We start from the raw sequence: 24,515 nt of genomic DNA, 5'->3' as shown, positions 1-24,515 counted from the left end.
GTTGATTGGAACAGCGGATCCGCGCAGGTCAGTCATGCTGAAAAGCCTTCGTTGCGCGCTTGAAGAGCTGCAGCAGGTCGTCCACGTAGGTAAAGATCACCGGAATCACCAACAGGCTGAGCACGGTGGAGGTCAGCAATCCGCCGATCACCACGACCGCCATGGGCTGCCTGAATCCCGGATCGGCACCCACGCCGATAGCGGTCGGCAGCATGCCGGCGCCCATGGCGATGGTGGTCATCAGGATCGGCCGCGCACGCTTGTGGCAGGCATCGAGCAGTGCGTCATAACGGCTCATGCCGAAATCCCGGCGCGCGAGAATGGCGTAGTCAACCAGCAGGATCGAATTCTTGGTGACGATGCCCATGAGCATCAGCAGACCGATGACCGAAGAGAGGGAAAAACTCAGGTCGCAGGCCAGCAAACCCAGCAATGCACCACCGAGGGAAAGAGGCAGCGCGGAAAGAATGGTGGCTGGCTGCAGGAAGTCGTGAAACAGCAGCACCAGCACTGCATAGATGCAGAACACACCGATGGCCATGGTCAGGCCGAAGCTGCCAAACAGCTCGCTCATCAACTGCACTTCGCCCTGCTCCACCAGCCGGACGCCGGCAGGCAGATGCGCAAGCCCCGGCAACTGACGGGCCTGGTTCATCACTTCGCCCAGGCTGCGACCATTGAGTTCGACCGACAGCGTGACGTAACGCTGACGGTCCAGACGATCGATCTGTGCCGGCCCGCTGCCAGTGCTCAGCTCTCCCAGGGAGGCCAGCGCCACCTGACCATCCCGGCCATTGACGCGCAACTGGCCGATACGTTCGAGATCACCCCGCAGGTCAGGGCTCATACGCACCCTGAGATTCACCTGACGCTGGGAAAGATTGATCTTGCCCAGTGCCGAGGAATAGCTGCCGTAGGTGGCCAGACGCAAGGTGTCGGCAATCTGCTGGCTGGTGACTCCCAGTTGCGCAGCCCTTGTGTAATCGGGCCGGAACTGGACTTCCGGCGCCTGCAGTGAGGCGCTGGAAGCAATATTGCCCACACCGCTCAGTTGACGCAGCTGAGGTTCAAGCGCCAGCGCGGTTCGCTCCAGCAGATTCCCGTCTTCGCTGGCCAGCACGATATCGAGTTTTTCGCCATTACCATCGCCCCCAACGCTGATACGAGCCCCCGGCAGCGGACGCAAGGCGTCGCGCATGCGGGCTTCCAGTTCGGTCTGGCTGAGTTCGCGATCCTGACGTCGAGCCAGTTCAACCGTCAGCGTCGCCCGGTTGACGATCGCGCCATCCCCCGCATCGCTGCCCGCCGTCCCCGCCATGGAAAAGATATGCCGGATACCCTGGATCGATTTCAGTCGGGCGCTGGCATCCCGGGCCAGGCTGGCAGTCTGTTCAAGAGTGGCACCTGGTGGCAGTTCCAGGGTAATGGTGGATCGGGCAATGTCCTGAGCTGGCAGAAAACTGGTAGGCAAGAAGCCGATCAGCGCCAGTGAGCCGGCAAAGAACAACCCGGCCAGGGCCATGCTGGTCTTGCGCCATTCAAGGCTGCGATGAATCCACACCAGATAGCGGCGCATCAGCCAGCCATCCTGTTCGACATGCTCCACGGGCTTGAGAAAGGCCGCAGCCATCATCGGGGTCAGCAAGCGCGCAACCATCAACGAAAACAGCAGCGCCGCCGACGCCGTGACCCCGAACTGCACGAACAGCTTGCCCGCAACACCGCCCATGAAAGCAGTCGGCAGAAACACCGCCACCAGAGTCACGGTGGTAGCGATCACCGCCAGGCCAATTTCATCCGCCGCCTCCATGGCAGCTTCACGGGGGCTTTTGCCCATGCGCAGATGCCGGGCGATGTTTTCCACCTCGACAATCGCATCGTCCACCAGAATACCGATGATCAACGCCAGGGCCAGCAAGGAAACGGTATTGAGGGTAAAGCCGGCGAAGTACATCAAGCCAAACGTTGGGATGATCGACAGCGGCAATGCAGTTGCAACAATCAGCATGGCCCGTGGATCGCGCAGGAACCACCACACCACCAGTACCGCCAGCAGAATCCCCTCGTACAGCAGATTCATGGAGTCGTGATAGTTCTCCAGTACCGAGGCCGAGCTGTCGCTGATTTCAGTCAGGCTGATACCAGGCTGTCGGGCCACGAAGTCCGCCACCGCCTCGCGAATCCCGCTAGCCATGCTGACATCGGAAAACCCCAGAGAGCGGATAACCTGAACACCGATCACCGGCTTGCCGTCGAGGAATGCAAGGGAATGGCGCTCGGCATGATGGTCGCGGATCGTCGCCAACTGGCGCAGCGCAAAAGAGCGACCATCGCCAGTCGGAACATCTACGGCGCCCAGTGCCTGCGGGTCCTCGATGCCACCCAGAGTGCGTACCGCCATGCGTGCGCCACCCAGCTCCGCCATCCCGCCGGAGTTATCGACTTCCATGGCCTTGAGCTGCGTCTCCACATCGGCGACACCCAGCCCCAGCCCGGCCATCATGGTCGGATCGAGATCCACCTGAACCTCGCGCTCGACACCGCCTACACGCAGCACCTGAGCAACACCCTTGACCTCTTGCAGGTGCTTGCTCAGCTCATTGTCTACAAACCAGGAAAGTGCCTCTTCGTCCATGCCCGGCGCATCGATGACATACGTCAGCACCGGCGTGTCATGAATGGTCATCCGCGAGACGCTGGGAGTTTCCAGGCTGGCGGGCAGTTCCGCCATGGCGCTGTCCACCACATTGCGGACTTCGTTGAGGGCTTCGTTGCCATCCTTCTCGATGGCGAAGCTGACATTGATCTGTACGTTGCCGGAAGTGATGGTCGTGGTGACATGCTTGAGCAGGCGCAGCGATGAAAGCCGGTCCTCAAGCTTGCGGGCGACCTCGGTTTCCAGTTGCTCGGGAGCCGCGCCTTCAAGGGACGCGCTGATGGTGACTGTGGGCAGATCGAGGTCAGGGAAATCCTGAATACCCAGCCGTTGCAGGCCGATAAAGCCCAGCACACCCAGCAGGATAAACAGCATGATTGCCGGGACCGGAAAGCGAATGGACAAGGACGACAGCGTCATGGCTGCACAGCCCCCGCGGCCACCGGAGTTACATGGACGCCATCACTGAGGAAGGCTCCACCGGAGCGCACGATGGTCTGTCGCTCGTCCAGCCCGGAGACGATTTCCACGGCATTGTCCCGGCGACGCCCGACGTGTACCTGACGCTGCGCAACGCGCTCATCCGCACCGACAGTGAATACCCATGAACGGCCATCACGCAGAAACACGGCAGTATCCGGGACCGTCAGCGCAGGTCGGGCAGGCAACTCGATGCGACCACTGGCATACATGCCAGAGCGCGCCGCACTGCCTGACTCAAGCGCCACGTACACCAACGCCCGACCGGTGTTGTTATCGAGGATGGGCGACAGCAGACGAACCTGACCCGACACCGACTGGCCATCGGGCAGCGTCAATTGTGCGTGCTGTCCGGGTTTGACCTGAAGCAGTTGCCGGGCATCCAGCTCGGCCTGCCACTCGATGCGACCTTCACGCACCAGCCGAAACAGTTCGGTCCCGGCATTCACCACGTTACCCAGCAGCGCAGTACGCGATGAGACGATGCCATCATCGACCGCCACGATTCGGGTCTGACCAAGACGGATACGAATGCTCTGCATATCGGCGCTCGCAACGCCGAGTTCGGCCTTGGCAGTGGCCAGAGCAATACGGTATTGCTCGCTTTGCTGGGCGGACAACACACCGGTCACACCGACCACCTCGGCGCGACGCACATCGGATTGTGCCTTTTGCAGATTGGCCCGGGCCTGCTCGACGGTTGCCTGCTGCCTGCTCTGCTCGGCCTGCAGGCTGTCCTGAGCCAGAGTGGCCAGCACCTGTCCCTTGCGTACCCGGTCGCCGATATCGGCATTAATACTGGCGATGCGCAGGCTGCCGGTTTCAGCACTGATTAACGCCTCCTGCCAGGGCAAGAGACGGCCGCTTGCCGTCAGCTCATCAGGCCAGGGACGCCACTGCGCACGAGTGACTTCGACGCTGAGACTGCTGAGATTACTCACCGGCTCGGCGACCGGGGCCTGTGGGCGACTGCGCATCACCCACACAAGCGCCAGAACAACGCCCAGTACCAGCACAATCCAGACACGCTTTCGACGACCGGCAATCAAGATCGCTCTCCTGTCGAAGCCTGCGCGACTGACCGGTTTTCAGGGCTGTCCTGCCAGCCACCACCCAACGCTTTATAAAGAGCAATCCAGTAACGCACCTGCTCCTGCTGCAAGGTGATCAGTTCGATCCGGGCATCCAGCGCAGAACGCCGAGCCACCTCCCGGTCCAGAATGCTCACACCACCCGCCTGCCAGGATTTGTCCACGGCCTGAAAATATTCGCTATAGCCCTGGGTCGCCCGCTCTACATCGGCCTCACGGCGTCGCGCCGCATCGAGTCGGACCAGCGCCTGCTCCACCTCACCCACAGAGGTGCGCAAGGTTTGCCGATAAGCCGCCAGCGCCGAGTCATAGGCCGCCTCGGCACTCTTGACCGTGGCGCGACCAAGGCCACCATCGAGCAGTGGTAGCGACAATAAAGGCCCGACCGTCCAGTTGCGCAGCAGTTGACCATTGCTGGTACCGACGGCGAACGAGCCGGAAAGGCTAAGACTTGGCCAGCGCTGTGCTTCGGCCACGCCAATATCTGCGCTGGCAGCGGCCAGCTCGCGCTCTCGCGAGGCCAGGTCGGGACGTTGGCGGATCAGGTCGGCAGGAATGGAATGGACATCCAGGCGGGCTGGCGACGGCAATATTGCCGGGGCCTGGCCCAGCAATTCACGCACCCGGTTTTCATCGCTGCCGGTCAGTTGAGTCAGTTGTTTGAGCAGCAACTCGCACTCGCTGCGCTGATTGATCAGGGTCGACTGGCTGCTGGCTGCCGACGCCTGGGTCAGGACCAGATCGGCCGGTGCAGTGAAGCCGGCCCTGAGGGACAGCCCGGTGAGTTCGGCGGTCTGGCGTTGCGAGTCGAGCTGCTCCTGATAGGCCAGGACCAGGCGCTGACAACCTCGATATTGAACATAGTCATCGGCCACTTCGGCAGCCAGTGATACCCGTGCGTCATGCCAGTCATCGACACGAGCCTGGATACGATTGGCTGCAGCTTCACGATTGCGCCGGAACTTGCCGAAGAGGTCGAGTTCCCAGGCAGCATCAAGACCCGCCGATGAACTGGAATAAGACTGTCGCGTACTGTCTTGACGTTCGCCTGTGCGGTTGCGCGAAAGGCTGCCTCGCAACGTAGGTGACGCATCGGCATCACTTACCGCCAGGGTCGCCCTGGCCTGCTGAATGCTTGCCCGGGCCTGATCCAGCGTCGGGCTGTCGGCCTCGGCCCATTGCAGCAGGCGTTCGAGTTGCGGGTCGTTGAATTGCTGCCACCAGCCGGACAGCGCCTTGACGCTGGCACCATGGGGCAAAGGTGCATGCCATTGCGCGGGCATGCTGACCGCCGGAGGCTGGTAATCGGGTCCCATCACACAGCCGCTGGTGATCAGGGCAATGAGTATCGGCAGTGAACGTTTCGCTGCCGTTTTGAAGATATCCATGACGTCCTCTTGATGCCTGGACGTTGGGTCAGGCGCTCGGCTGCATTGACGGCGCTATTGAAGCGTTTGACGCAATGACTGTCTGGCGCGGAAAGCGGGGACATTGCCTCGTGGGAAATTGTCGGTCCATGGCCTGTGCAGCAGAATCCAACTACACCACGCGGGCGTGCAGACGACTCGCAGGAGATCCCATTTCTCAAGGCAAACGAGTGACCGACTATGCAAGAGTTGAGCTATCTGAAAAAAGTCGAATCCAACGCAAGGACTTACGCGGCCACATTCCAACGCCTGTTCGTCAGCGGTAACGGTTCACGCCTCAAGGATGACCAGGGACGTGAATACCTTGACTGCCTGGCCAATGCCGGCACTCTTGCACTGGGTCACAATCCTGCCGTTGTCCGCGAAGCCGTATTGCAATTCCTGGATACCGATCAACTGCAACAGGGTCTGGACCTGGCCACACCGGCCAAGCATGAATTCGTGCAGGCGCTGTTCTCTACATTGCCTGCGGCCATGCGCAATAACAGCAAGATCCTGTTCTGCGGCCCCAGCGGCTCGGACGCAGTGGAAGCCGCCATCAAGCTGGCCCGTCATTACACCCAGCGCACTCCGCTGATGGCGTTTCACGGCGGCTATCACGGCATGACCGCAGGCGCCCTGTCGGCCATGGGTAATCTCAAGCCCAAGATCAACGCAGGTGCGGTCAACCCCGGCACTCACTTCCTGCCCTTCCCTTATGCACTGCGCTGCCCCTTCGGTACCGATGGCTCTCAGACCGACCAACTGTCTATCGAATACATACGCACGGTGCTCAGCGATCCCGAAGGTGGTGTGCAGAAACCCGCGGCAGTGATCGTCGAAGTGATTCAGGGCGAAGGCGGCTGCATTGCGGCGTCGGCAAACTGGCTGCGCGAGTTGCGCGAGATCACCCGCGAGCAGGAAATCCTGCTGATCATCGATGAAGTACAGACCGGCCTGGGCCGTACCGGCAGCACCTTTGCCATTGAACATTCCGGAATCGTCCCGGACATCCTGGTGCTGTCCAAGGCCATTGGTGGCGGTTATCCGATGTCAGTGATCGTCTTTGCCGAACATCTGGATACCTGGAGCGCCGGCATGCATGCGGGTACTTTCCGTGGCAATCAGATTGCAATGGTTGCGGGTGCTGCGACTATCCGCCATGTGCAATCACAAAACCTGGCAGCCCAGGCGGCAGAGCGAGGCGAAAGACTTGCCAGCGGCCTCAAGGACATTGCCCAACGCTACCCGGCACTGGCCGAGGTGCGTGGTCGCGGTCTGATGCTGGGGGTCGAGGTCACTCATCCCAAAGAAAAGGGACGCACCGGGCCAGGCCACTCGCAACTGGCACGTGCCATCAAGCTCAACTGCTTCGAGAATGGCCTGATGATCGAAACCGGAGGACGCCACAGCTCCGTGTTGCGATTCCTGCCGGCACTGACCATCAGCGAAGAGGAAGTGGGTATGGTTCTGGAGCGTTTTGAAGATTCGGTTGCGGCGGCCATCAAGGCGCCTTGAGCATACATAGGAGCGAATTCATTCGCGAACTGGTTTTGAAGAGGATGTATCGCCTTCAATGACGTCTCACGAATCAATTCGCTCTTACCGGGGTTGGAGTTTGCTTATTCTTTTTGCTTCAGGAAACAGGTTTTTTATTATTTCTAACCATTAGCCCGGCTTCTTATAGTGAGCCTCTTTATCGATGCCACTGCAGGAATCCCTGATGTTGCCACGCCTGTTACTACCCGGCCTGTTTATGCTGCTGGTCGGTTGTTCCGCGTCTCCCGCTCTTCCCGTTCACACGACTGACCCAGGCACTTCCACCTTGCAGGGCGACAGCGGTCGTCCGCCGCAAGCGATATGGTTACGCACGGAATTGTATTTTTCGCTGGGCTTGCTGGACAGCGAGAATGATCAGGCCAATGTCGCGCGCTGGCGGGCGTTTCTCGACAAGGAAGTCACGCCACGTTTCCCCGATGGATTTACAGCTCTGGATGCCTACGGCCAATGGCGCGATAAAGGCGCCACACAACCGGAGCGGCTGAATACCCGGGTGATTGTGATCCTCCACGAAAACACCGCCAAAAACCGCGAGAACATCGAGGCCATTCGCCTGGCCTGGAAGAGCGTGACAGGCGATCTTTCGGTTTTACGTTTGTCGCAACCGGCAGAGATTTCCTTTTAAACAAAAACGCCGCCCGTACAAGGCGGCGTGTCCAATAACAACTCTTCAGAATCCGTAAGTCACCCTGGCGTAGTAATACGCGCCATTGGTTCCAACCGGTGACAACACATCATACGGAAGATTGCCGCCGTAGTTGATCTCGGCGCTGGAGCGCTCCGGATATCTGTCGGTCAGGTTGTTGCCGCCCAGGGCAATATCGAATCTGGGCGTGAACCTGTACTGCACCTCTGCATCCAGTTGCCAGACCGCGTTATAGGTCTGTTCCGGCTGGGAATCCCCGAAATCGAACACACGGGTGGTCTTGCCCTGGCGCGTCAAGCGGCCAAGCAGGCCCCAGTGCTGGCTGGCCCAGTTGGCGGAAATCACGAAACGGTCCCTGGGTGCCGCATCGGTCAGGGTGTTACGCTCTTCCACGCCCACCAGCGCATCGCTGCCGATCCCGAGATTGCTGAGCTGTGACGGCGTGCCTTTGGTCTTGGTGACTTTAGTGTGGTTCCAGGTGTAAGCCGTGGTCAGGCCCAGTTGCCCGTCCAGCCATGGCTGTCGGTAATTGAGGACCAGTTCGGCACCGTCGGTGCGGGTGTCGGCGGCGTTGGTGAAGAAGTTCACATCATGGACCCCGGCAACACCAAGGTTATCGTTGATGTACTGCTCCAGTGCGTCGCTGCCGATACGCTGGGACAAGGTAATGCGGTCTTTGACGTCGATGCGGAACACATCGAAGGACGCATCGAAACGTTCACTCAATTGCGCCGTCAGTCCGAGGCTGAAGTTCTTAGAGGTTTCCGGTTTCAGGTCCTCGGCACCCAGCGCGCGGGCAATCGGGTCATTGACCGACAGCACCCGGATATCGGTCAGCGTGCCGCCGGTGCCGAAGTTGCTGGTGGTGTTCTGGAAGCCCACCTGCGCCAGCGACGGCGCCCGGAAATTGTTGGAGACAGCGCCGCGCAAGGCCAGTTGCCCGGTCAGGCGGTAGCGGCCGCTCAGCTTACCGGTGAGCTTGCTGCCCGCATCGTCATAACGTTCCCAGCGGGTTGCTGCGTCGACAAACAGCCGGTCGGTCAGGTCGCCGGACAATTCGGCGTAGGTGCCGAAGACATTACGGTCCAGGTCCACTTCTTCGCTCGGGCGCAGGCCGTTGGCACCATCGGCTCCGGTGCCGAAATACGAAGCTTCGTCGCCTGCGTAGGTCAGGTAGTTTTCGTAGCGGTATTCGCCGCCCAGCGCCAACACGAACGGGCGGCCGGCAAGGCGCAGCTCACGGGTGAAATCCAGGTTGCCGGTGGTCTGGCGCAATTCGTAGGTTCCGGTATCAAAACGGGTCGGCGAGTCAGCCCCCAAGGCAACGTTGAGGGTGCGCTGGGTCGCCGATTCAAAGTGGTTGCGGCCATGGGTAAGGCTGCTGTCGAAGTCCCATTGCTCACCGAGCAGACCTTTGAAGCCGACGGTGGCCGACAGGTCCTTGTTATCTCCCAGTGATTGCGGCAGATAGCCGTCTGGATAGAACTGTGGCTGGTCGCCGGGATAGCGATAGAACTCGGCACCCGTGGTGTGGCGTTCGTTGTAGGTGCCGAAGGAATAGGCCTTGCCGTTGCCCAGCGGCAGTTCGCTGTTGAACCAGGCATTGATGTCCCGTGCCACGCCGTCGCCCATTACATAGTTGCGCTGGCCTGGCGTATCGGAGAAACCGTCGAATCCGGCGCGGTTGGTCGGGTCGCGATCCTTGTATTCGGTGCCGCCACGGATGAAACCACCTTCGTCCCCCAGACGTGCGCCGATCTTGGCCGTCGTCAGCGAGTTGCGGCCATCGGTCGTGGTCTTGCCAATGGCATCCTGGCGCGTGTGGTAAGCGCCATAAGTGGTCGAGACTTCACCGCCTTCAGGAGCATCGTCGAGGATGATATTGATCACCCCGGCAATGGCGTCAGAACCATATTGCGCACCGGCCCCGTCACGCAGCACTTCGATGCGCTTGATGGCGCTGATGGGGATCGAGTTGAAATCCACTGGCGCGGTACCGCGACCGATCTTCGAGGAGTCGTTGACCAGCGCCGAGGTATGCCGACGTTTGCCGTTGACCAGAACCAGCACCTGATCGGGACTCATGCCCCGCAGTTGAGCGGCCCGTACATGGTCGGCACCGCCAGAGTTGGACTGGCGGGGAAAGCTGAACGACGGCAATAACGTCTGCAGCGCCTGCCCCAGTTCACCCCCGCCGGCTGCGGCGGACTTGAGGTCATCGGCGGTCAATACGTCTACCGGCACGGGCGAATCCAGCACGGTACGGGCCTTGCCTCGCGTGCCGGTCACCAGTACGGCGCCAAGACGCGTTTCGTCATCAGCACTCGGGGAAGTTTCTTCGGCTTGCGCAGGAAGTTGCGTCATTGCCGCCACCACAGCGGCAGCCAGCAGTGACCGTGAACGGTAATACATGGAACGGCTCCTTTGGGGCGCAGAAATACCTGCCGACCAACAAGAATTGCGGCGGTTTTCTGCTGTAGTTTTAAAGTTCGGGCACGCAGCGAGATCAATGCAAAGAAGACACAAAGAGCCAATAAAACCCTTTGAAGACAGGACATTAGACGAGGCGGCAATCTATGCCAAAGAACCAATAATACTTAGGTTATATCGCTCTTCAATACTGTTGCTTATTCAACATTGGTTGTTGGCAAAGCAACAGTTGCCTTCTAAAACGTAGCGCACATTCATTCGCGAAGAGCAGTTTCGCGAATGAATGTGCTTACGGAGATGGCAGAAATGGAGTTTATTTCGCCAACGGAATCCAGGCCGAACGTGCCACACCTGCAGCTTCACCGAACGCAGGTACTTTCTTCGCGAGGTCACGGACATTCTTCACATCCAGATCCAGCAACTGCTGACGGGTAATCAGGGTTGGCGGGACCAGCACACGGGCTCCCGGGTCTTCACCGGCAATACGCATGGCCAGGCTGCGCACGCTGATTGCGCCTGCCACCTCAGGGTTTACGGCAGCCGTGGCAGCCCAGGCGCTGCCGGGCTCTTTCATGATCTGGATATCGGCCGTGGAAATGTCGGCACTGTAGATCTTGATCTGCTTGCCCAGGCCCGCCTCATCGACTGCGATCTTGGCCCCTTTGGCGAACTCGTCGAAGGGCGCGAAGATCACCTGCAAACCGGGATTGGCCCGCAGCACGGCACTGGCCTGATCCGCGACCGAGTTGGCGATGGGCGGATTGAGGGTGCCGAAACGTGCCTTCTCGACGATACCGGGATTGTCCGCCTTGACCTGCCGCCAGATTTCATCGCGACGCTCCATCGGCGTAAAGCCACCAATGAACACATAACCCGCCTGGAATGCGTTGCCGTTGTCCTTGAGTGCCTGATCCAGCGCCAGACGCGCCAGTTGATGGTGATCCTGTTCAATCTGGGTCACTTGCGGATTGCCCAGGTCGATATCGAACGCGACGACCTTGATGCCTTTGGCGACGGCCTTGGCCACGGTGTCCTTGAGGGTTTCGGCCAGGCCCAGTTGCACGATGATGCCATCTACACCCAGGTCGATGGCCTGCTCCAACATTTCTCGTTGAGTTGCCGCCTGTTGCCGGGCATCGAACAGGCGCAGGTTAATGCCCAGCGCCTCCGACTGTTTTTCGACGCCACGCAGGTAAGCCTCGGGGAAGTCCCCCGAGAACAGATAGCCCACCAGCGCGATATTGACCCCGCCCTTGTCGAACGGCGCAGGCGCACCGGCAATTCCGGCAGCGCTGGCGCCTGTGGCCAGGGAAGCGACCAGCGTGGCGGCGAGCAGGCGTCGCAGCCCGCGTGTGATGAGTCGATGCATCGAGTATTCCTTCTCTGACAGTGAGGCTCAGCGCGCCCGTTGCGCGAGGCCGAAGGTAAACATCAGCGCCAGGACCAGTACCGCGCCCTTGACGAAATCCTGGGTGTAATAAGGTGCATTGAGCATGGTCAGGCCGTTGAGCAAGGTTGCAACCAGCAACGCACCCACCAGCGTGCCAAAGGCATTGGGCTTGCGGGCACCGAGCACGGCGAAACCGATCAGTGCCGCCCCCAGCGCATCCAGCACCAGACCATTGCCGGAGCTGACATCGCCACGTCCCAGACGGGCCGCCAGCAACAGGCCGCCCAGTGAAGCCAGCAACGCCGAGAGCACATAGGCCAGCAGCTTGTATTTCTCCACCGAAGCACCGGCCAGCCGCGCCGCCCGCTCGTTGCCACCGATGGCGTAGAACACCCGGCCAAAGCGGGTCAGCTCAAGAAAGCCCCAGACCAGTAGCGCGACCACCAGCATGACCAGCACCGGAACCGGCACCGTGTCCCATAGCCGCGCACGGCCAATCGCCAGAAAGGCCGCACTGAAACTGCCGGAAGCTTCGTCACCGTTGGGCAAGGTCATGCCGACCGCAATGGAGCGGCCACCGGTAGGAATCAGTTGCAGGCCAATGATCAGGAACATGCTGCCCAGGGTCGCCAGAATGTCCGGGATGCCCATGCGTACGATCAGAAATCCGTTGAGTAATCCCACCAGCGCCCCACAGGCAAGACTGATGAAAATCGCCGGCAGCGGCCCCCAGTCCAGAACCACCATGACGTAGCTGGCACACATCAGGCTCATGGCGGCCACCGCACCGATGGACAAGTCGAGCCCGCCCACCGACATGCTCAGGGTCACACCCAGAGCCAGCAGCGCCACGATGGACACCGACTGCAGAATGATGAACAGATTGCCGACCCGCAAAAACGCAGGTTCCAGTACCGAAAACAGCACCACCACCCACGCCAGGAGCAGCAAAAGCCCGTAATGGATGGTGAAACGCAGCAATGGCTCCCATGGCCGTGGTTTCAGGGAATGTGAAGACGTCGACTCAGGCAAGCGTGGCTCCTTGGCGATGCAGAGGGTTGATGTCAGGTTGCGGCGCTACGCCCGCCATGTGCGCGACCAGTTGCTCGCGTTGCAGACCGGCACGCGGGTAGTCGGCCACCACACTGGCGTCACGCACCACCAGAATACGGTCGGCGATTTCCAGCGCTTCGTCGGGGTCGGAGCAGATCACCAGCGTGGCGCGCTGACCGGCGCTGGCACGAATCCGAGCACCGATTTCCCGGCGGGCGCGGATATCCACGCCCTGAAACGGCTCATCGAGAATCAGCAAGCGGCCATTGCCCAGCAACCAGCGGGCCAGCACCACTTTCTGTTGATTGCCTCCAGAAAGCGTCTCCATCGGCACATCAATACCCGCACACTTGATGCCCAGGGTTTGCACGTGCTCCTGCACCGCTTCGCGTTCTGCGCCAGCATCAATAAAACCGCCACGACTGAATCGCTGCAAAAACGGCAAGGTCAGGGTTCGCGTCAGGGAAAAGCCCGGCACCAATGAGCCACGCACGCGGTCCTCGCAGGCCATGAATACACCGCCCGCAATGGCCTCGCGTGGCGATGCCGGAGCCCAGCGCTGGCCATCCAGTTCGATAACGCCCGCCACAGGCTGACGCAGGCCGAAAAGAAGTTCGGCTATCTCACTCTTGCCAGCCCCAAGCAGGCCAGTCATGGCGACCACTTCGCCTCGGTACAGATTCAGATCGAAAGCCGTGCTGGCTTCACTGAGTCGACAATCGCGCATCTGCACCACTTCACGCCCGCGCTCGGTCTGTTGGTGAACCACAGGCGCCAGTTCGCTGCCGAGCATGGCCCGCACGGCAGCGGCCAGGTCCAGCGGTGCGGCGAACTCGCCCGCCAGACGTCCATCGCGCAGCACAATCGCCCGGTCTGCAATGCGCTGCAAATCTGACAGGCGATGGGAAATGTAGAGAATGCTGACCCCGCGCCCGCGCAGAACGTCGATCAACGCGAACAGTCGCTCAGCCTCGGTAGCCGACAAGGACGCCGTGGGCTCATCCAGCACCAGCAAGCGGGGCTTGAGCGCCAGCGCACGAGCCAGCACCACCAGTTGCCGCTCAGCCGTGCCGAGGCTTTCGATGGCCGCGTCCAGCGGCAAGTGCAAATCCAGACCTGCCGCGATCTGGGCGGCACGCTCATGCAGACTTCGCCGCCTGCTCCAGATGGAACCTTGCGGCTGACACAGTTCATCCAGCACCAGATTCTCGGCCACGCTGAAACCCGGCACCACCGCCTCGTCAACCTGCTGGTGAACCGCAACGATACCGGCGCGCCGCGCTTCATGGGGGGAAGCAAAACCCAGCGCCCTGCCCTCGACCCGCAACTCGCCCGCATCATGGCGATGGCTGCCAGAGAGGATTTTCACCAGGGTGGATTTGCCCGCACCATTGGCCCCCAGCAAGGCCACAACCTCACCGGGATAAAGGTTCAAGTCGATATCCTGCAAGACCCGGCTTGAACCGAATGACTTGCCCAGCCCACGGGTACTGACCAAGGGATCCTGAGGGACCGTTACGGGCACTTTCATGGAGAACTCAACACAAGGGATCAGAGAAAAGCAGGCCGCGCACGGGTCACACGGCGATAAACGACGTCTTCAAGAGAGACGAAATCGCATATAGCCTAATGGACGGGTTATCCGGCGATAAATAACCAATTGAAATATCCATAGAAGCACTCGCGTACCTTGCGGCTGCTGCGGCCCATGCATCTGGATCGGCCTTGTCGCTGGGTCTGTCCAAGTCGGCTTTCAGCCGGAGTACTCAGGCACTTGAACAAAGGCTGATCAGCCCACACTCGCCAGACTATGGCACTGCGCGTAGTGGCTCATGAGCCCTTTGAGAGAATGCGCCAGGGTTATACGGGTCTGCTGATCATAACGTTCAAGCTTGTCCACACGGCCATGATGCAGATATTCCAGCACAGCGCGGGCCGCTGGCTGGCTCGCCCCGAACGCATGGGCAAGGCCCTGTGACGTGACGGGATCGAAAGCGATTGCCGCTTCACCGACCGCAAGCCATTGCGAGGTCGCAACGCAGTCCAGCGCAGAACAACCGGCATCGAGCACTTGCAAAGGTGCCGCCGACAGTTCGCCGGCGGCAACGTAGTGCTGCATCAACTTTGTCTGTTCCAGTTGTCGGCCAAGTTCGGCCGGGCTGCGGGAGACTTCGCCGCCTTCGGGGAAAAATCGCACCAGATGGCGCTGGCCGCTGGCCGAAGTCGCACCGGACCACCAGCCCTGTGTGTCCGCCTCGATCAACAACCAGTCGGTTGACGCCAACTCAGAAGTACCGGCAGGCAAACAGGCTGCAACGGCGACCTGACGACTCAAGCGACGCCTGCCCGCACCGCCCAGGCGCGCAATAACACTGGACTTGCCCGAAGCATCGATCACGAAACGGGCTTGACCACGCCAGAAGTCCTCGCCCCGCAAACCGCTCAGGGTGGTGACTGCACCCCACTCGGCCTCGGTCACCCGCACGCCCCGCTCCAGCACCACACCTTCAGCCTGTGCCCTGTCCCGCAGACGGGCATCGAACACCTGACGATCCAGGAAATAACCCTGGGATGAGCGTTCGGCGAAATAATCGCGAAAAGCCCGTTCAGGCGTCACCCAGATCGATTGCACGCCGCAACAGCGCCGGGCAACCAACATGTCGTCCAGCAAATCAGCATGCCCGAGCGCGGCCAACGCCGGCACCGCTTCGGGCGACAGGCATTCACCGGGTCGCGGCTGGCCCGCGTCATCGCGATCAACCATGCATACGTCAAGCCCCACCTGGGCCAGACAAATGGCAAGCGCCGAACCTGCCGGCCCGGCGCCCACGACCAGAACGTCGTACACGTGGGTCAAATCTCGTCCCTGCGCAGACGACGTGGTTTCACATTCTTGCGTGGCGTGGCTTTGTCGAGTCCGGCGCCCTTGAGCAACGGTTGTGGATGGTCCAGAGCTTCGATGGCCGCGAGCAAGGCAACCTTGGTGTTGGGGCCAACGGCACTTTCCGGGCGACCGGTTTCTACCCAGGCCTGGGCTGGCAGCCCAAGTTTCTTTTGCAACTCGGGCGATGTCTCCTGGCTGACCAGAACGCCAAGCTCCCACCATTGGCTGACCATCTTGTTGATACGCGCCAGATAGGAACCTTTCAGGTCGCGCAACCAGTCCTCGCGGTAGGAGAAGTTCTTGAGCTGTTGCGGTTCACTCGATTGCGTTGAACCGACACGCTGCCAGGCCTCGTTGCTGAGCACGCTGTTGGGCACGCGTGCTCCCCAGTAGCTGGGGAAGGACAGATAAGAGCCTGGTTCATATTCCGCATCGGACAGACAGGATGCGCCATCAGTCTGCCATGGCACGCCCAGTGCGCGGGTCAGGGAGCCGGGACCTACGCCGTCCAGCGGGCCACCTTTGCTCAGGCAGATTTCCGGTGTCAGCTTGCTGCCGTAATCCTGGCGCACAGCATGGCCCTGAGGCAGGACTGCCAGGCGATAAGGGCTTTTCCAGACGCTGGACACACGCATGAACCAGGTCAGTTCGATGCCGGGATGGAACGGCCCGCCCAGGCACTCATGCAGGCCTGCACGATCCAGCGCTTCAACCTGCTGTTGCGGTTTGAGGGACGAGAACGCCGGGATAACCGGCTCACCTTTCCAGTCAGAAACGAAATCCCCTTTCACCCAGTTTTCCAGTGCCTTGTACATCAAAGGCGTCACGGCCAGGCCTGCACCTTCGAGATCGGAATAATCGCCGTAGTAATCGCCGTAGAACGGCAGCAGCGCAGACGTGAACGCCCCGCTACCGTCAGGGATACGGAAAAGATCGAAGACCCTGGTACGGAACTCGGCATTCTTTGCAGACGGGTCGGCAAGTTTCTTCAAGACTGCCTTGTTTTTGGTATCCAGTGGCGAGCCGGAGCCGCTGAGCATGTAAATACCATGGTTGGTCCACTGCATATTGGTCAGGCGATCAAAGATCGGCCAGATGTCGCGGGTGAACTCAGTGGTTTTGTGGGCAGGCAGTTGACCATTGCGCACATACAGGTCGCGCACCACGTCTTCCATGGTGACGACACCGAACAGTCCCGGTGCATAGTTGGGCGGTGTGACGGCCAGGAAACCCGGTTCGGCCTCCAGGGTGTCGCCATTGGCGAAGGTCACGCGAGCGTAGACCGGACCATCCGAGATATCGTCATGCCAGTCTTCATTGTTGGCAAAGGTGACAGGCGCGGTGCCGGCCTTGAGCGGTGCGGAATGCCCGTGTCCACCCAGCGCGATGAGTCGGCCCTCCGCGTCGGTGCGCAACTCGCCCAGATAGACCGGCTTGCTGTAGAACTCGCCCGTATCGAAATGGAAGGCTTTGCCCTGTTTGTTGCGACCACCGATGGTTCTCGGGCCAGGACGAATGTCCAGCGCCTTGCGCTGCTTGCCAATGACCGCCGGATTACGTCGACCTGCGCTCTTCGCGTAGGGCGCAGGCAAGTCCATGGCATTCTCGAAGTTGTACCAGCCCGCCTTGAGGTTGGCGAGCTCTACGGTCCAATCGATTTTCACCCCATCTTCGAGGGTCAGTTCGCGGACCGAACCATCCGTCAGCTCTGCATAGATACGGAAACGCACGGCCTGACGCCGCAGGTGGCCCTTGGCATCGCGAAACGCTCCATCCGCACTGCTCGCAACCGCTCCCGGAACCTCGGCGGCCAGAACATATTCATCATGACCCAAGGCATTACCGACCCGGGCAATCCCCAGCCCCGGATGCACACGTACTGATTTGATCAACGCAGAACTGATGGTAGTGGCCATTGCGATGTAGCCTCCCTGCTGAAATGAAGTATCCCGAGAACTGTTTCTCAGGCCACGACACTAGATGACAGAATATCAAGATGTCAAATAGCCACACATCAGTTCCTGCATCGCTTTCCGTACGCTGAAAATCCTCCCCACAGAAGCATTTACATTCCCTGATCAAATACGGCTAAATGGCGGCCTTCCTGCTCCGGGCCCACCCATGGCTTCAATGAAACGCATCAGTCCCTGGATCGCCTGCCTGGCCATATTGCTCAATATGTTGGCCATGCCGATGAGCCGCGCCATGCAGACGCCGGATGCGCATTTGTTGTTGTGGGGCGGTTTTTGCTCGGGGAGCGGTTCGACTGTATTGCCGCCTGGCTTCAAGAAACTGATCGATACCCTGCAACCCGCTTCCTCGAAAGCCGCCATGCAGCATGGCGACTGCTGCTGTGGCCATGCCGGACTGGCAGCCCTGCCATCCGATTACTACCGCCACTTCCTGCCCCGCTACACCCCTGACACAGCACTGGACAACCCCGAGCAGCCAACGCTGCATCCCAGGGTTCGCTGGCCCAGTCTGACTCCGCGCGCTTCTCCCCTGGCCTGACCACGCCTTGCCCGCCGACTCTGGCGCGGTTTTTCCTGTCTGGCGCTGGAATGCATTGAACGGCCATTCCACGTCCTCGAAATATCTTGGTCTCCAGGAAGTAAGTGCTATGCCTGTTTTTTCTACATTGCCACGTGCAATGCATGCCCCTGTGGCCCGCTCTCTCTGCCAGGCGCTGACCTGCGGGGTATTTGCCCTGACGCCGCTGTCCGCGGCACTGGCCGAAACCCAGATTGAAAACTCGACCCTGACCCTCGGTTCCGTCACCGTTCAGGGCAACAGCAGCGGCCCGCTGAGCACCAGCAGCGTGCTGAGCTCGGTGGATATTCTGGGTGGCGACATCCTTGAAAAGATGCCGGTCAATTACAGCTGGGAGCTGTTCAGTCGTGCCCCCGGCGTGATCCTTACCCAATTCAATCAGGGCACCACGTCCGGCAAGATTTCCTTTCGCGGCTTCAACGGTGAAGGCGAAATCAATGCGGTAAAACTGTTGATCGACGGCATTCCGAGCAACAGCAACGACGGCAACATGCCGTTCATGGACATGATTTTCCCCATGGAGCTGGACAGCATCGAGGTGGTTCGCGGCACCAGCGATGCCCGTTACGGGCTGAACAACATCGCGGGCAACGTCAACATGCTGACCCGCACCGGCGGCAATTACACCAAGGCCCGGATTCGCTACGGCAGCTTCAATACACGGGAAACCCAGCTTTCCAAAGGTTTCGAGAACAGCAACTGGAGCCAGAACTATTTCTTCGCCTATCAGAAATCCGAGGGCTATCGCGATCACTCCGACGCCGAGAAATTCTCCATGTCTGGCAAGTGGTTCTACACCCCGGACGACGAGAGTTATCGCATCGGCCTGATTGCCAGGCATTACGAAACCGAAGCCCAGGAGCCCGGATACCTGAGCGAAGAGAATGCCAGCCGCCACCCGACCATGACCAACAGCTACAACGCCACGGACAAGGGCACCCGGCGCATGAATCAGGTCAGCCTGCATTTCGATACGGACCTTGCAGACACCCTGGCATGGTCCGCTAAAACCTACATCAACACCTTTGACGACCGACGCTGGACCCAGTACTGGAGAACCACCTCGCAACAGGAACGGGATGCCTATGAAACCCAGTACGGCGCCCTCACCTCTCTGACCTGGCGCCCGGAAGTCAGCTGGCTGTACGACTTTGCTCTGGAAGGCGGAGCGGACATGCAGCAGCAGGAAAACAAGAGCGAACGCTACCGGACCCTGAATCGGGTTCGCCAGGCCCAGACCCGCGACCAGCAATTCGACTTCGACACATACGGCGCTTATATCCAGGCCGAGATCAAGCCTTTCGAGTCGTTGAAGATTGTCCCGGCCTATCGGGTCGACAAGATCCAGGGCGACTTCACCAATGAAATGACCGGCCTGGATTACGACATCAATGACTATGGCCTGATCAAGCAGCCCAAGCTCAGCGTGGTGTATTCGCCCTGGGATGTGGCCAGTTTCTACGCCAACTGGGGACGCACCTTCCAGGTCGGTACAGGGGCGGCGGCCTACAAGATTCCGCCACGGGATACCGATCTGGAACCCTCGATCAACGAAGGCTGGGAAGCCGGGATCAAATTCACTCCCGCCAGTTGGGTTGATGGTCGGATCGCCTATTGGCAGCAGGAAGCCAGTGGCGAAGTCAGCCGCCGGCTCAACGACCCGAGTGGCGAATCGGATAACGTCGGGGAAACCCGGCGCTGGGGTTATGACCTGCAGGTGAACCTGCACCCGAACGAGCGCACGGAAATATGGATGGCGTACTCATGGCAATACTCGAAAATCCTTGAGCCCAGCGCTACATTGCCCAACAGCAAAGGCCGGGAAATCGACCATATCCCCCATCACGTCTACAACGCCGGCATGACCTATCAGGCCACCCCCGCTGTTCAATTGACGGCCTGGATGAACGGCCAGACCAACTATTATCTGGAGCGGGAAAACACTCAGGGCACCTATGGCGGCTATGTGCTGATGAACCTGGGCGCGACCTGGAAGGTAAGCGAGTCGGTCAGTGTCGACCTGCAACTCAAGAACCTGACCAACCGTTATTACGAGTACGTCTGGTATGACCCGGACGGCGCCGTCGACTCCCTGCACTCGCCGGGTGATGGGCGCGCACTCTATACCGGGGTCACGATGGATTTCTGATCCGCAATAAATGTCGAGGTGCTATCAACGGCACCTAGGCATCAAAGCTGCTTTAATAGAAACCCCAATGATCTGACAGGAAGCATGCAGATGGATCGTCTCACCGCCAAAGACTTTGCCCCTGAACTGCTTGAGCTGTACGACTACTACGCCCACGGCAAGATCAACAGGCGCGAATTTCTCGACCGTGCTGCCCTGTTCACTCTGGGAGGCCTGACTGCCACGGCCCTTCTGGCCTCGCTGAGCCCGAACTACGCGCTGGCCGAACAAGTGGCGTTCACCGACCCGGATATCATTGCCGAATACGTCAATTACCCTTCGCCCAAAGGTCATGGGCAAGTACGTGGTTATCTGGTGCGTCCGGCGAAAGCCAGCGGCAAGCTGCCTGCGATAGTGGTCGCCCATGAAAACCGTGGGCTCAATCCCTATATCGAGGACGTCGCCCGACGTGCTGCCAAGGCAGGCTTCATCGCACTGGCACCTGATGGCCTGTCCTCCGTGGGCGGTTATCCGGGCAACGATGACAAAGGCCGAGAACTTCAACAGAAAGTCGATCCTGAAAAGCTCATGAACGACTTCTTCGCGGCTATCGAATGGCTGATGAAGCATGACGCAAGCACCGGAAAGGTCGGCATCACCGGCTTCTGCTATGGCGGAGGCGTCGCCAATGCGGCGGCCGTGGCTTATCCGGAATTGGGAGCAGCGGTTTCATTCTATGGTCGCCAACCCAAGTCCGAAGACGTGGTGCGGATCAAGGCGCCGATCATGATCCATTATGGCGAACTGGACACACGGATCAACGAAGGCTGGCCCGCTTATGAAGCGGCGTTGAAAGCGGCTGGCACAAATTACGAAACCTATATCTATCCCGGTGCCAACCACGGCTTCCACAACGACTCCACGCCACGATACGACGAAGCCGCCGCCAATCTGGCCTGGGACAGAACCGTGGGATGGTTTCGGCGGTATCTGGTTTGAGACCATTCGCACGAATTGAGGGAGCGAATTCATTCGCGAAGGGCCAGAACATCCCATACATATTTATGTGTATGGGAAGCCGTCTTCGCGGACAAGTCCGCTCCCAGAGTTTTATATATGAGCCAGCAATATCTGTAACGGATGCTGCACCACCTGCCCGTCCTGCCGCTTGACCTGGCTGCGACAGGAGTAACCATCGGCAACCAGTCGACCCTCGCCATTGTGGCGGGCCACCAACGGTTGCCAGGACTGGCTATAGATGGTGTCGGAGTGTTTGGCATTTCGGGTTTCGTGGCCGTAGGTGCCTGACATGCCGCAGCAACCGCTGGCCAGTACTTCAAGTTTCAGACCGGTACGAGCAAAGACTTTCTGCCACAGACCGACGCTGCCCGGTTCGTTGGTTTTCTCGGTGCAGTGCGGCAGGAAGTAATAGGTTTCGCCCGACTGAACCTGCCCGGACTCTTCCAGCTGCGCAGCCAGCCACTCTTGGGGCAGCAACACCGTGGGCACGTTTTCGCTGCCCAGTGTCTTGCTGTATTCCTGCCGGTAAACCAGCGTCATGGCCGGATCAAGCCCTACCAGCGGGATGCCATAAGCCTCAAGTTTACGCAGCGATTGGCTGTTGAAACTGGCAGCCTTCTCGAAAGCCGCCAGGAAACCTTGCACTTGCAGCGGCTTGCCGTTTGGTGCAAATGGCGCGAGATAAACCTGATACCCCAGACGCGAAATCAGCTCCAGCCAGTCAGCCGCCAGATGAGTCTCGAAGTAACGAGTGAAAGCGTCCTGAACGAGGATCACCGTACGCTTGCGTTCCTGTTCAGACAGCGCGGCCAGACGCTCGGGCGTGGCAATGCCGACATTCCAGCGTGCGCAGGCGGCGCGGAAATCCATCAGGCTCAACAAGGGGCTGTCCACCATGCCCGCCACATGCTCAAGCAGATAGCGAACGGGCTTGGCCCCCATCATGGCGTTGTAGAGTTTCGGGAAGCGAGCCAGATACGGGATGCTGAACTCCAGCGAGCCGATCAGGTAGTCCTTCAGCGGGCGCAGGTAGCGGCTGTGGTACAGCTCCAGGAAACGCGAACGGAATTCCGGCACATTGACCTTGACCGGGCACTGCCCAGCGCAGGATTTACAGGCCAGGCAACCGGCCATGGCGTCATAGACTTCATGGGAAAAGTCTTGCTGCCCGCGCAGCCTGCCCAAGGTGTTGGCGGTCTTGCTGACCAGACTCTTGATGACATTGGCCGAGCGGGCACGGGCGCTGGCGGTCAGCACATCCACATTCTGCTCACCCTGCAGGCGCAGCCACTCACGGACCAGAGAAGCCCTGCCCTTTGGCGAATGAATGCGGTTGCGGGTAGCTTTCCAGGACGGGCACATGGCGTCGTCGGCATCATAGTTGTAGCAGGCGCCGTTGCCGTTACAGTGCACGGCACTTTCGTAGCTCTGCCAGACGCGCTCGTCGATACGACGGTCCAGATCGCCTCTCAACTGCACTTCGTCCACCAGCGTCAATCTGGCAGCAGGTACGGTTGCAGGAGTCGCGATCTTGCCGGGGTTGAGCTGATTGAACGGGTCGAAAGCAGCCTTGAGTGCCTGAAGCGCCGGGTAAAGCTCGCCGAAGTATTCCGGCACATATTGAGAGCGCAACCCCTTGCCATGCTCGCCCCAGAGCAGGCCACCGTAACGCTTGGTCAAGGCGGCAACAGCATCGGAGATCGGACGCACCAGCGCGGCCTGGGCCGGGTCTTTCATGTCGAGGATCGGCCGTACGTGCAGCACCCCGGCATCCACATGGCCAAACATGCCGTATTGCAGGTTGTAGCTGTCCAGCAGCGCGCGGAATTCCTGAATGTAATCGGCAAGGTTTTCAGGCGGCACAGCGGTGTCTTCGACAAAAGGCTGAGGCCTGGCTTCGCCTTTGACGTTGCCCAGCAGACCGACCGAACGCTTGCGCATGGCGTAGACACGATTGACCGCTGCGCTGCCCACCGCCAGCGTGTGGCCTAGTCGAACCACCGAGGTGTCGCTCTGCAAATGCTCGACGAAGGCATGGACCCGCTGCTCCACTTCGCTGGCTTCGTCGCCGCAGAACTCGATCAGGTTGATCCCCAGAGTCGGTGTATCCGGATCCTGAGGAAAATATTCGGCCACGCCATGCCAGACGATGTCCTGCATGGCGAGCATCAGGACTTTTGAATCCACGGTTTCGATGGACAGCGGCTTGAGCGCCATGAGTGCCTTGGCGTCGCGCAGGGCATCCATGAAGCCGGCGTAGCGCACGTTGACCAGAATCGAATGCTTGGGGATCGGCAGCACATTGAGCTTGGCTTCGACGATAAAGCCCAGCGAACCTTCCGAACCGCACAGCACACTATTGAGATTGAAGCGGCCATCGGTCTCGCGCAAATGGGCAAGGTCGTAACCGGTCAGGCAACGATTGAGCGGCGGAAAGATATCCTTGATCAGTTGCGCCTGAGTATCGGCAATCTCGCGGGCGCAACGATAGGCATCCCCAGCCCGGTCGGTTCGCGCCTGCTCAGACTCCAGTTGATCGGCCCCCATGGCCAGGCTGTGTATACGCGAACCGCCGAGCAGTACCGTCGACAGTTCAAGCACATGGTCGCGGGTCTTGCCGTAGGTGCAGCTACCCTGACCGCTGGCATCGGTATTGATCATGCCACCGACCGTTGCACGGTTGGAGGTGGACAGCTCCGGGGCGAAGAACAGGCCGTGGGGCTTGAGGGCAGCGTTGAGCTGATCCTTGACCACGCCGGTCTGCACCCGCACCCAGCGCTCCTCAACGTTGATTTCCAGAATCCGGTTCATGTGCCGCGAAAGGTCGACGACTACGCCATCGGTCAGAGATTGCCCGTTGGTACCGGTGCCGCCGCCCCGTGGCGTCAATACCACCTGCTTGTGCTCGGCACGTCCGGCCAGTCGCGCCAGGGTTTCGACATCGGCGCTGTCGAGGGGAAACACGGCGGCCTGGGGCAGGCGCTGATAGATCGAGTTATCGGTGGCCAGAACGGTTCGCGAGCCATGATCCCTTGCGATTTCGCCTCGAAAACCCTCCTGCGCCAGGGCATTGAGGAAACGGTCATAGTGATCGACCTGTTCGAGGGTCGGATTCAAGAGGGCAATCATGGTGGCTTCCTGACAGGCTAGGCTTTTTATATGCAAACTTTTATGGGCAAAGCACGTATGCTTCAGAGCGCTCTGAAACAGGGCTTCATCAA

The 24,515-nt window shown here is 60.0% G+C and carries 15 protein-coding genes; 5 read left to right on the top strand and 10 right to left on the bottom strand.

Annotation, left to right across the window (positions count from 1 at the left end):
* Nucleotides 1–28 precede the first annotated feature (28 nt).
* From CKW23_RS17565 to CKW23_RS17555, 3 genes are all read right to left on the bottom strand, one after another.
* A complete protein-coding gene (locus CKW23_RS17565) occupies nt 29–3,076 on the bottom strand; it encodes an efflux RND transporter permease subunit (protein WP_095068058.1) in 3,048 nt (1,015 codons plus the stop codon).
* Nucleotides 3,073–4,113 (bottom strand): efflux RND transporter periplasmic adaptor subunit, encoded by a 1,041-nt coding sequence (locus CKW23_RS17560; RefSeq protein WP_095068066.1) that lies wholly within the window; start codon nt 4,111–4,113, stop codon nt 3,073–3,075. Before CKW23_RS17560 ends, CKW23_RS17565 begins: the two co-directional genes overlap by 4 nt.
* Nucleotides 4,114–4,181: 68 nt before the next feature.
* Entirely contained in the window at nt 4,182–5,615 is a 1,434-nt protein-coding gene (locus CKW23_RS17555) for an efflux transporter outer membrane subunit (RefSeq protein ID WP_025260137.1), read from the bottom strand.
* Nucleotides 5,616–5,834: 219 nt separating this feature from the next.
* On the opposite strand from CKW23_RS17555, the gene CKW23_RS17550 reads away from it, so the two are divergent.
* Nucleotides 5,835–7,151 carry a diaminobutyrate--2-oxoglutarate transaminase family protein gene (locus CKW23_RS17550; RefSeq protein WP_025260136.1) on the top strand — a complete coding sequence of 439 codons (1,317 nt, stop codon included), beginning with the start codon at nt 5,835–5,837 and terminating at the stop codon, nt 7,149–7,151.
* Nucleotides 7,152–7,356: 205 nt separating this feature from the next.
* Nucleotides 7,357–7,818, top strand: a complete 462-nt coding sequence (locus tag CKW23_RS17545; RefSeq protein ID WP_025260135.1) for a DUF3574 domain-containing protein — start codon at nt 7,357–7,359, stop codon at nt 7,816–7,818.
* A 45-nt stretch (nt 7,819–7,863) separates the two neighbouring features.
* On the opposite strand, the gene CKW23_RS17540 is transcribed toward CKW23_RS17545, so the two are convergent.
* The 6 genes from CKW23_RS17540 to CKW23_RS17515 all read right to left on the bottom strand — a co-directional run bounded on the left by CKW23_RS17540 (nt 7,864) and on the right by CKW23_RS17515 (nt 17,512).
* On the bottom strand, nt 7,864–10,251 hold the full coding sequence (locus CKW23_RS17540) for a TonB-dependent siderophore receptor (protein WP_025260134.1): 2,388 nt from the start codon (nt 10,249–10,251) through the stop codon (nt 7,864–7,866).
* 331 nt (nt 10,252–10,582) lie between these two features.
* Entirely contained in the window at nt 10,583–11,638 is a 1,056-nt protein-coding gene (locus tag CKW23_RS17535) for a substrate-binding domain-containing protein (protein ID WP_025260133.1), read from the bottom strand.
* Nucleotides 11,639–11,665: 27 nt separating this feature from the next.
* Nucleotides 11,666–12,691, bottom strand: coding sequence for an ABC transporter permease (locus CKW23_RS17530; RefSeq protein WP_095068057.1), 1,026 nt, complete (start codon nt 12,689–12,691; stop codon nt 11,666–11,668).
* Nucleotides 12,684–14,243 carry a sugar ABC transporter ATP-binding protein gene (locus CKW23_RS17525; protein ID WP_095068056.1) on the bottom strand — a complete coding sequence of 520 codons (1,560 nt, stop codon included), beginning with the start codon at nt 14,241–14,243 and terminating at the stop codon, nt 12,684–12,686. Before CKW23_RS17525 ends, CKW23_RS17530 begins: the two co-directional genes overlap by 8 nt.
* A 258-nt stretch (nt 14,244–14,501) precedes the next feature.
* Entirely contained in the window at nt 14,502–15,560 is a 1,059-nt protein-coding gene (locus CKW23_RS17520; protein ID WP_236249442.1) for an NAD(P)/FAD-dependent oxidoreductase, read from the bottom strand.
* Between the two features lie 5 nt (nt 15,561–15,565).
* Nucleotides 15,566–17,512 (bottom strand): LodA/GoxA family CTQ-dependent oxidase, encoded by a 1,947-nt coding sequence (locus CKW23_RS17515; protein WP_038399857.1) that lies wholly within the window; start codon nt 17,510–17,512, stop codon nt 15,566–15,568.
* Between the two features lie 205 nt (nt 17,513–17,717).
* Between CKW23_RS17515 and CKW23_RS17510 the strand changes: the two genes are divergently transcribed.
* The 3 genes from CKW23_RS17510 (at nt 17,718) to yghX (ending at nt 21,273) form a co-directional block, all read left to right on the top strand.
* Nucleotides 17,718–18,107 (top strand): DUF2946 domain-containing protein, encoded by a 390-nt coding sequence (locus tag CKW23_RS17510; protein ID WP_025260128.1) that lies wholly within the window; start codon nt 17,718–17,720, stop codon nt 18,105–18,107.
* Between the two features lie 139 nt (nt 18,108–18,246).
* On the top strand, nt 18,247–20,295 hold the full coding sequence (locus tag CKW23_RS17505) for a TonB-dependent receptor (RefSeq protein WP_162883731.1): 2,049 nt from the start codon (nt 18,247–18,249) through the stop codon (nt 20,293–20,295).
* A 90-nt stretch (nt 20,296–20,385) separates the two neighbouring features.
* Nucleotides 20,386–21,273: a YghX family hydrolase gene (gene yghX / locus CKW23_RS17500; RefSeq protein ID WP_025260126.1), complete on the top strand. Its 888-nt coding sequence runs from the start codon at nt 20,386–20,388 to the stop codon at nt 21,271–21,273.
* A gap of 111 nt (nt 21,274–21,384) precedes the next feature.
* Here the strand turns inward: yghX and CKW23_RS17495 are convergent, their stop codons facing one another.
* A complete protein-coding gene (locus CKW23_RS17495; RefSeq protein WP_095068055.1) occupies nt 21,385–24,423 on the bottom strand; it encodes an FAD-binding and (Fe-S)-binding domain-containing protein in 3,039 nt (1,012 codons plus the stop codon).
* Nucleotides 24,424–24,515: the final 92 nt, after the last annotated feature.

The sequence above is a fragment of the Pseudomonas sp. Irchel 3A18 genome (genome assembly GCF_900187465.1).
GTDB classification, from domain to species: Bacteria; Pseudomonadota; Gammaproteobacteria; order Pseudomonadales; family Pseudomonadaceae; genus Aquipseudomonas; species Aquipseudomonas cichorii.
The sequence above is the reverse complement of the archived record's forward strand: the minus strand, read 5'-3'. Positions and strand labels throughout refer to the sequence as shown.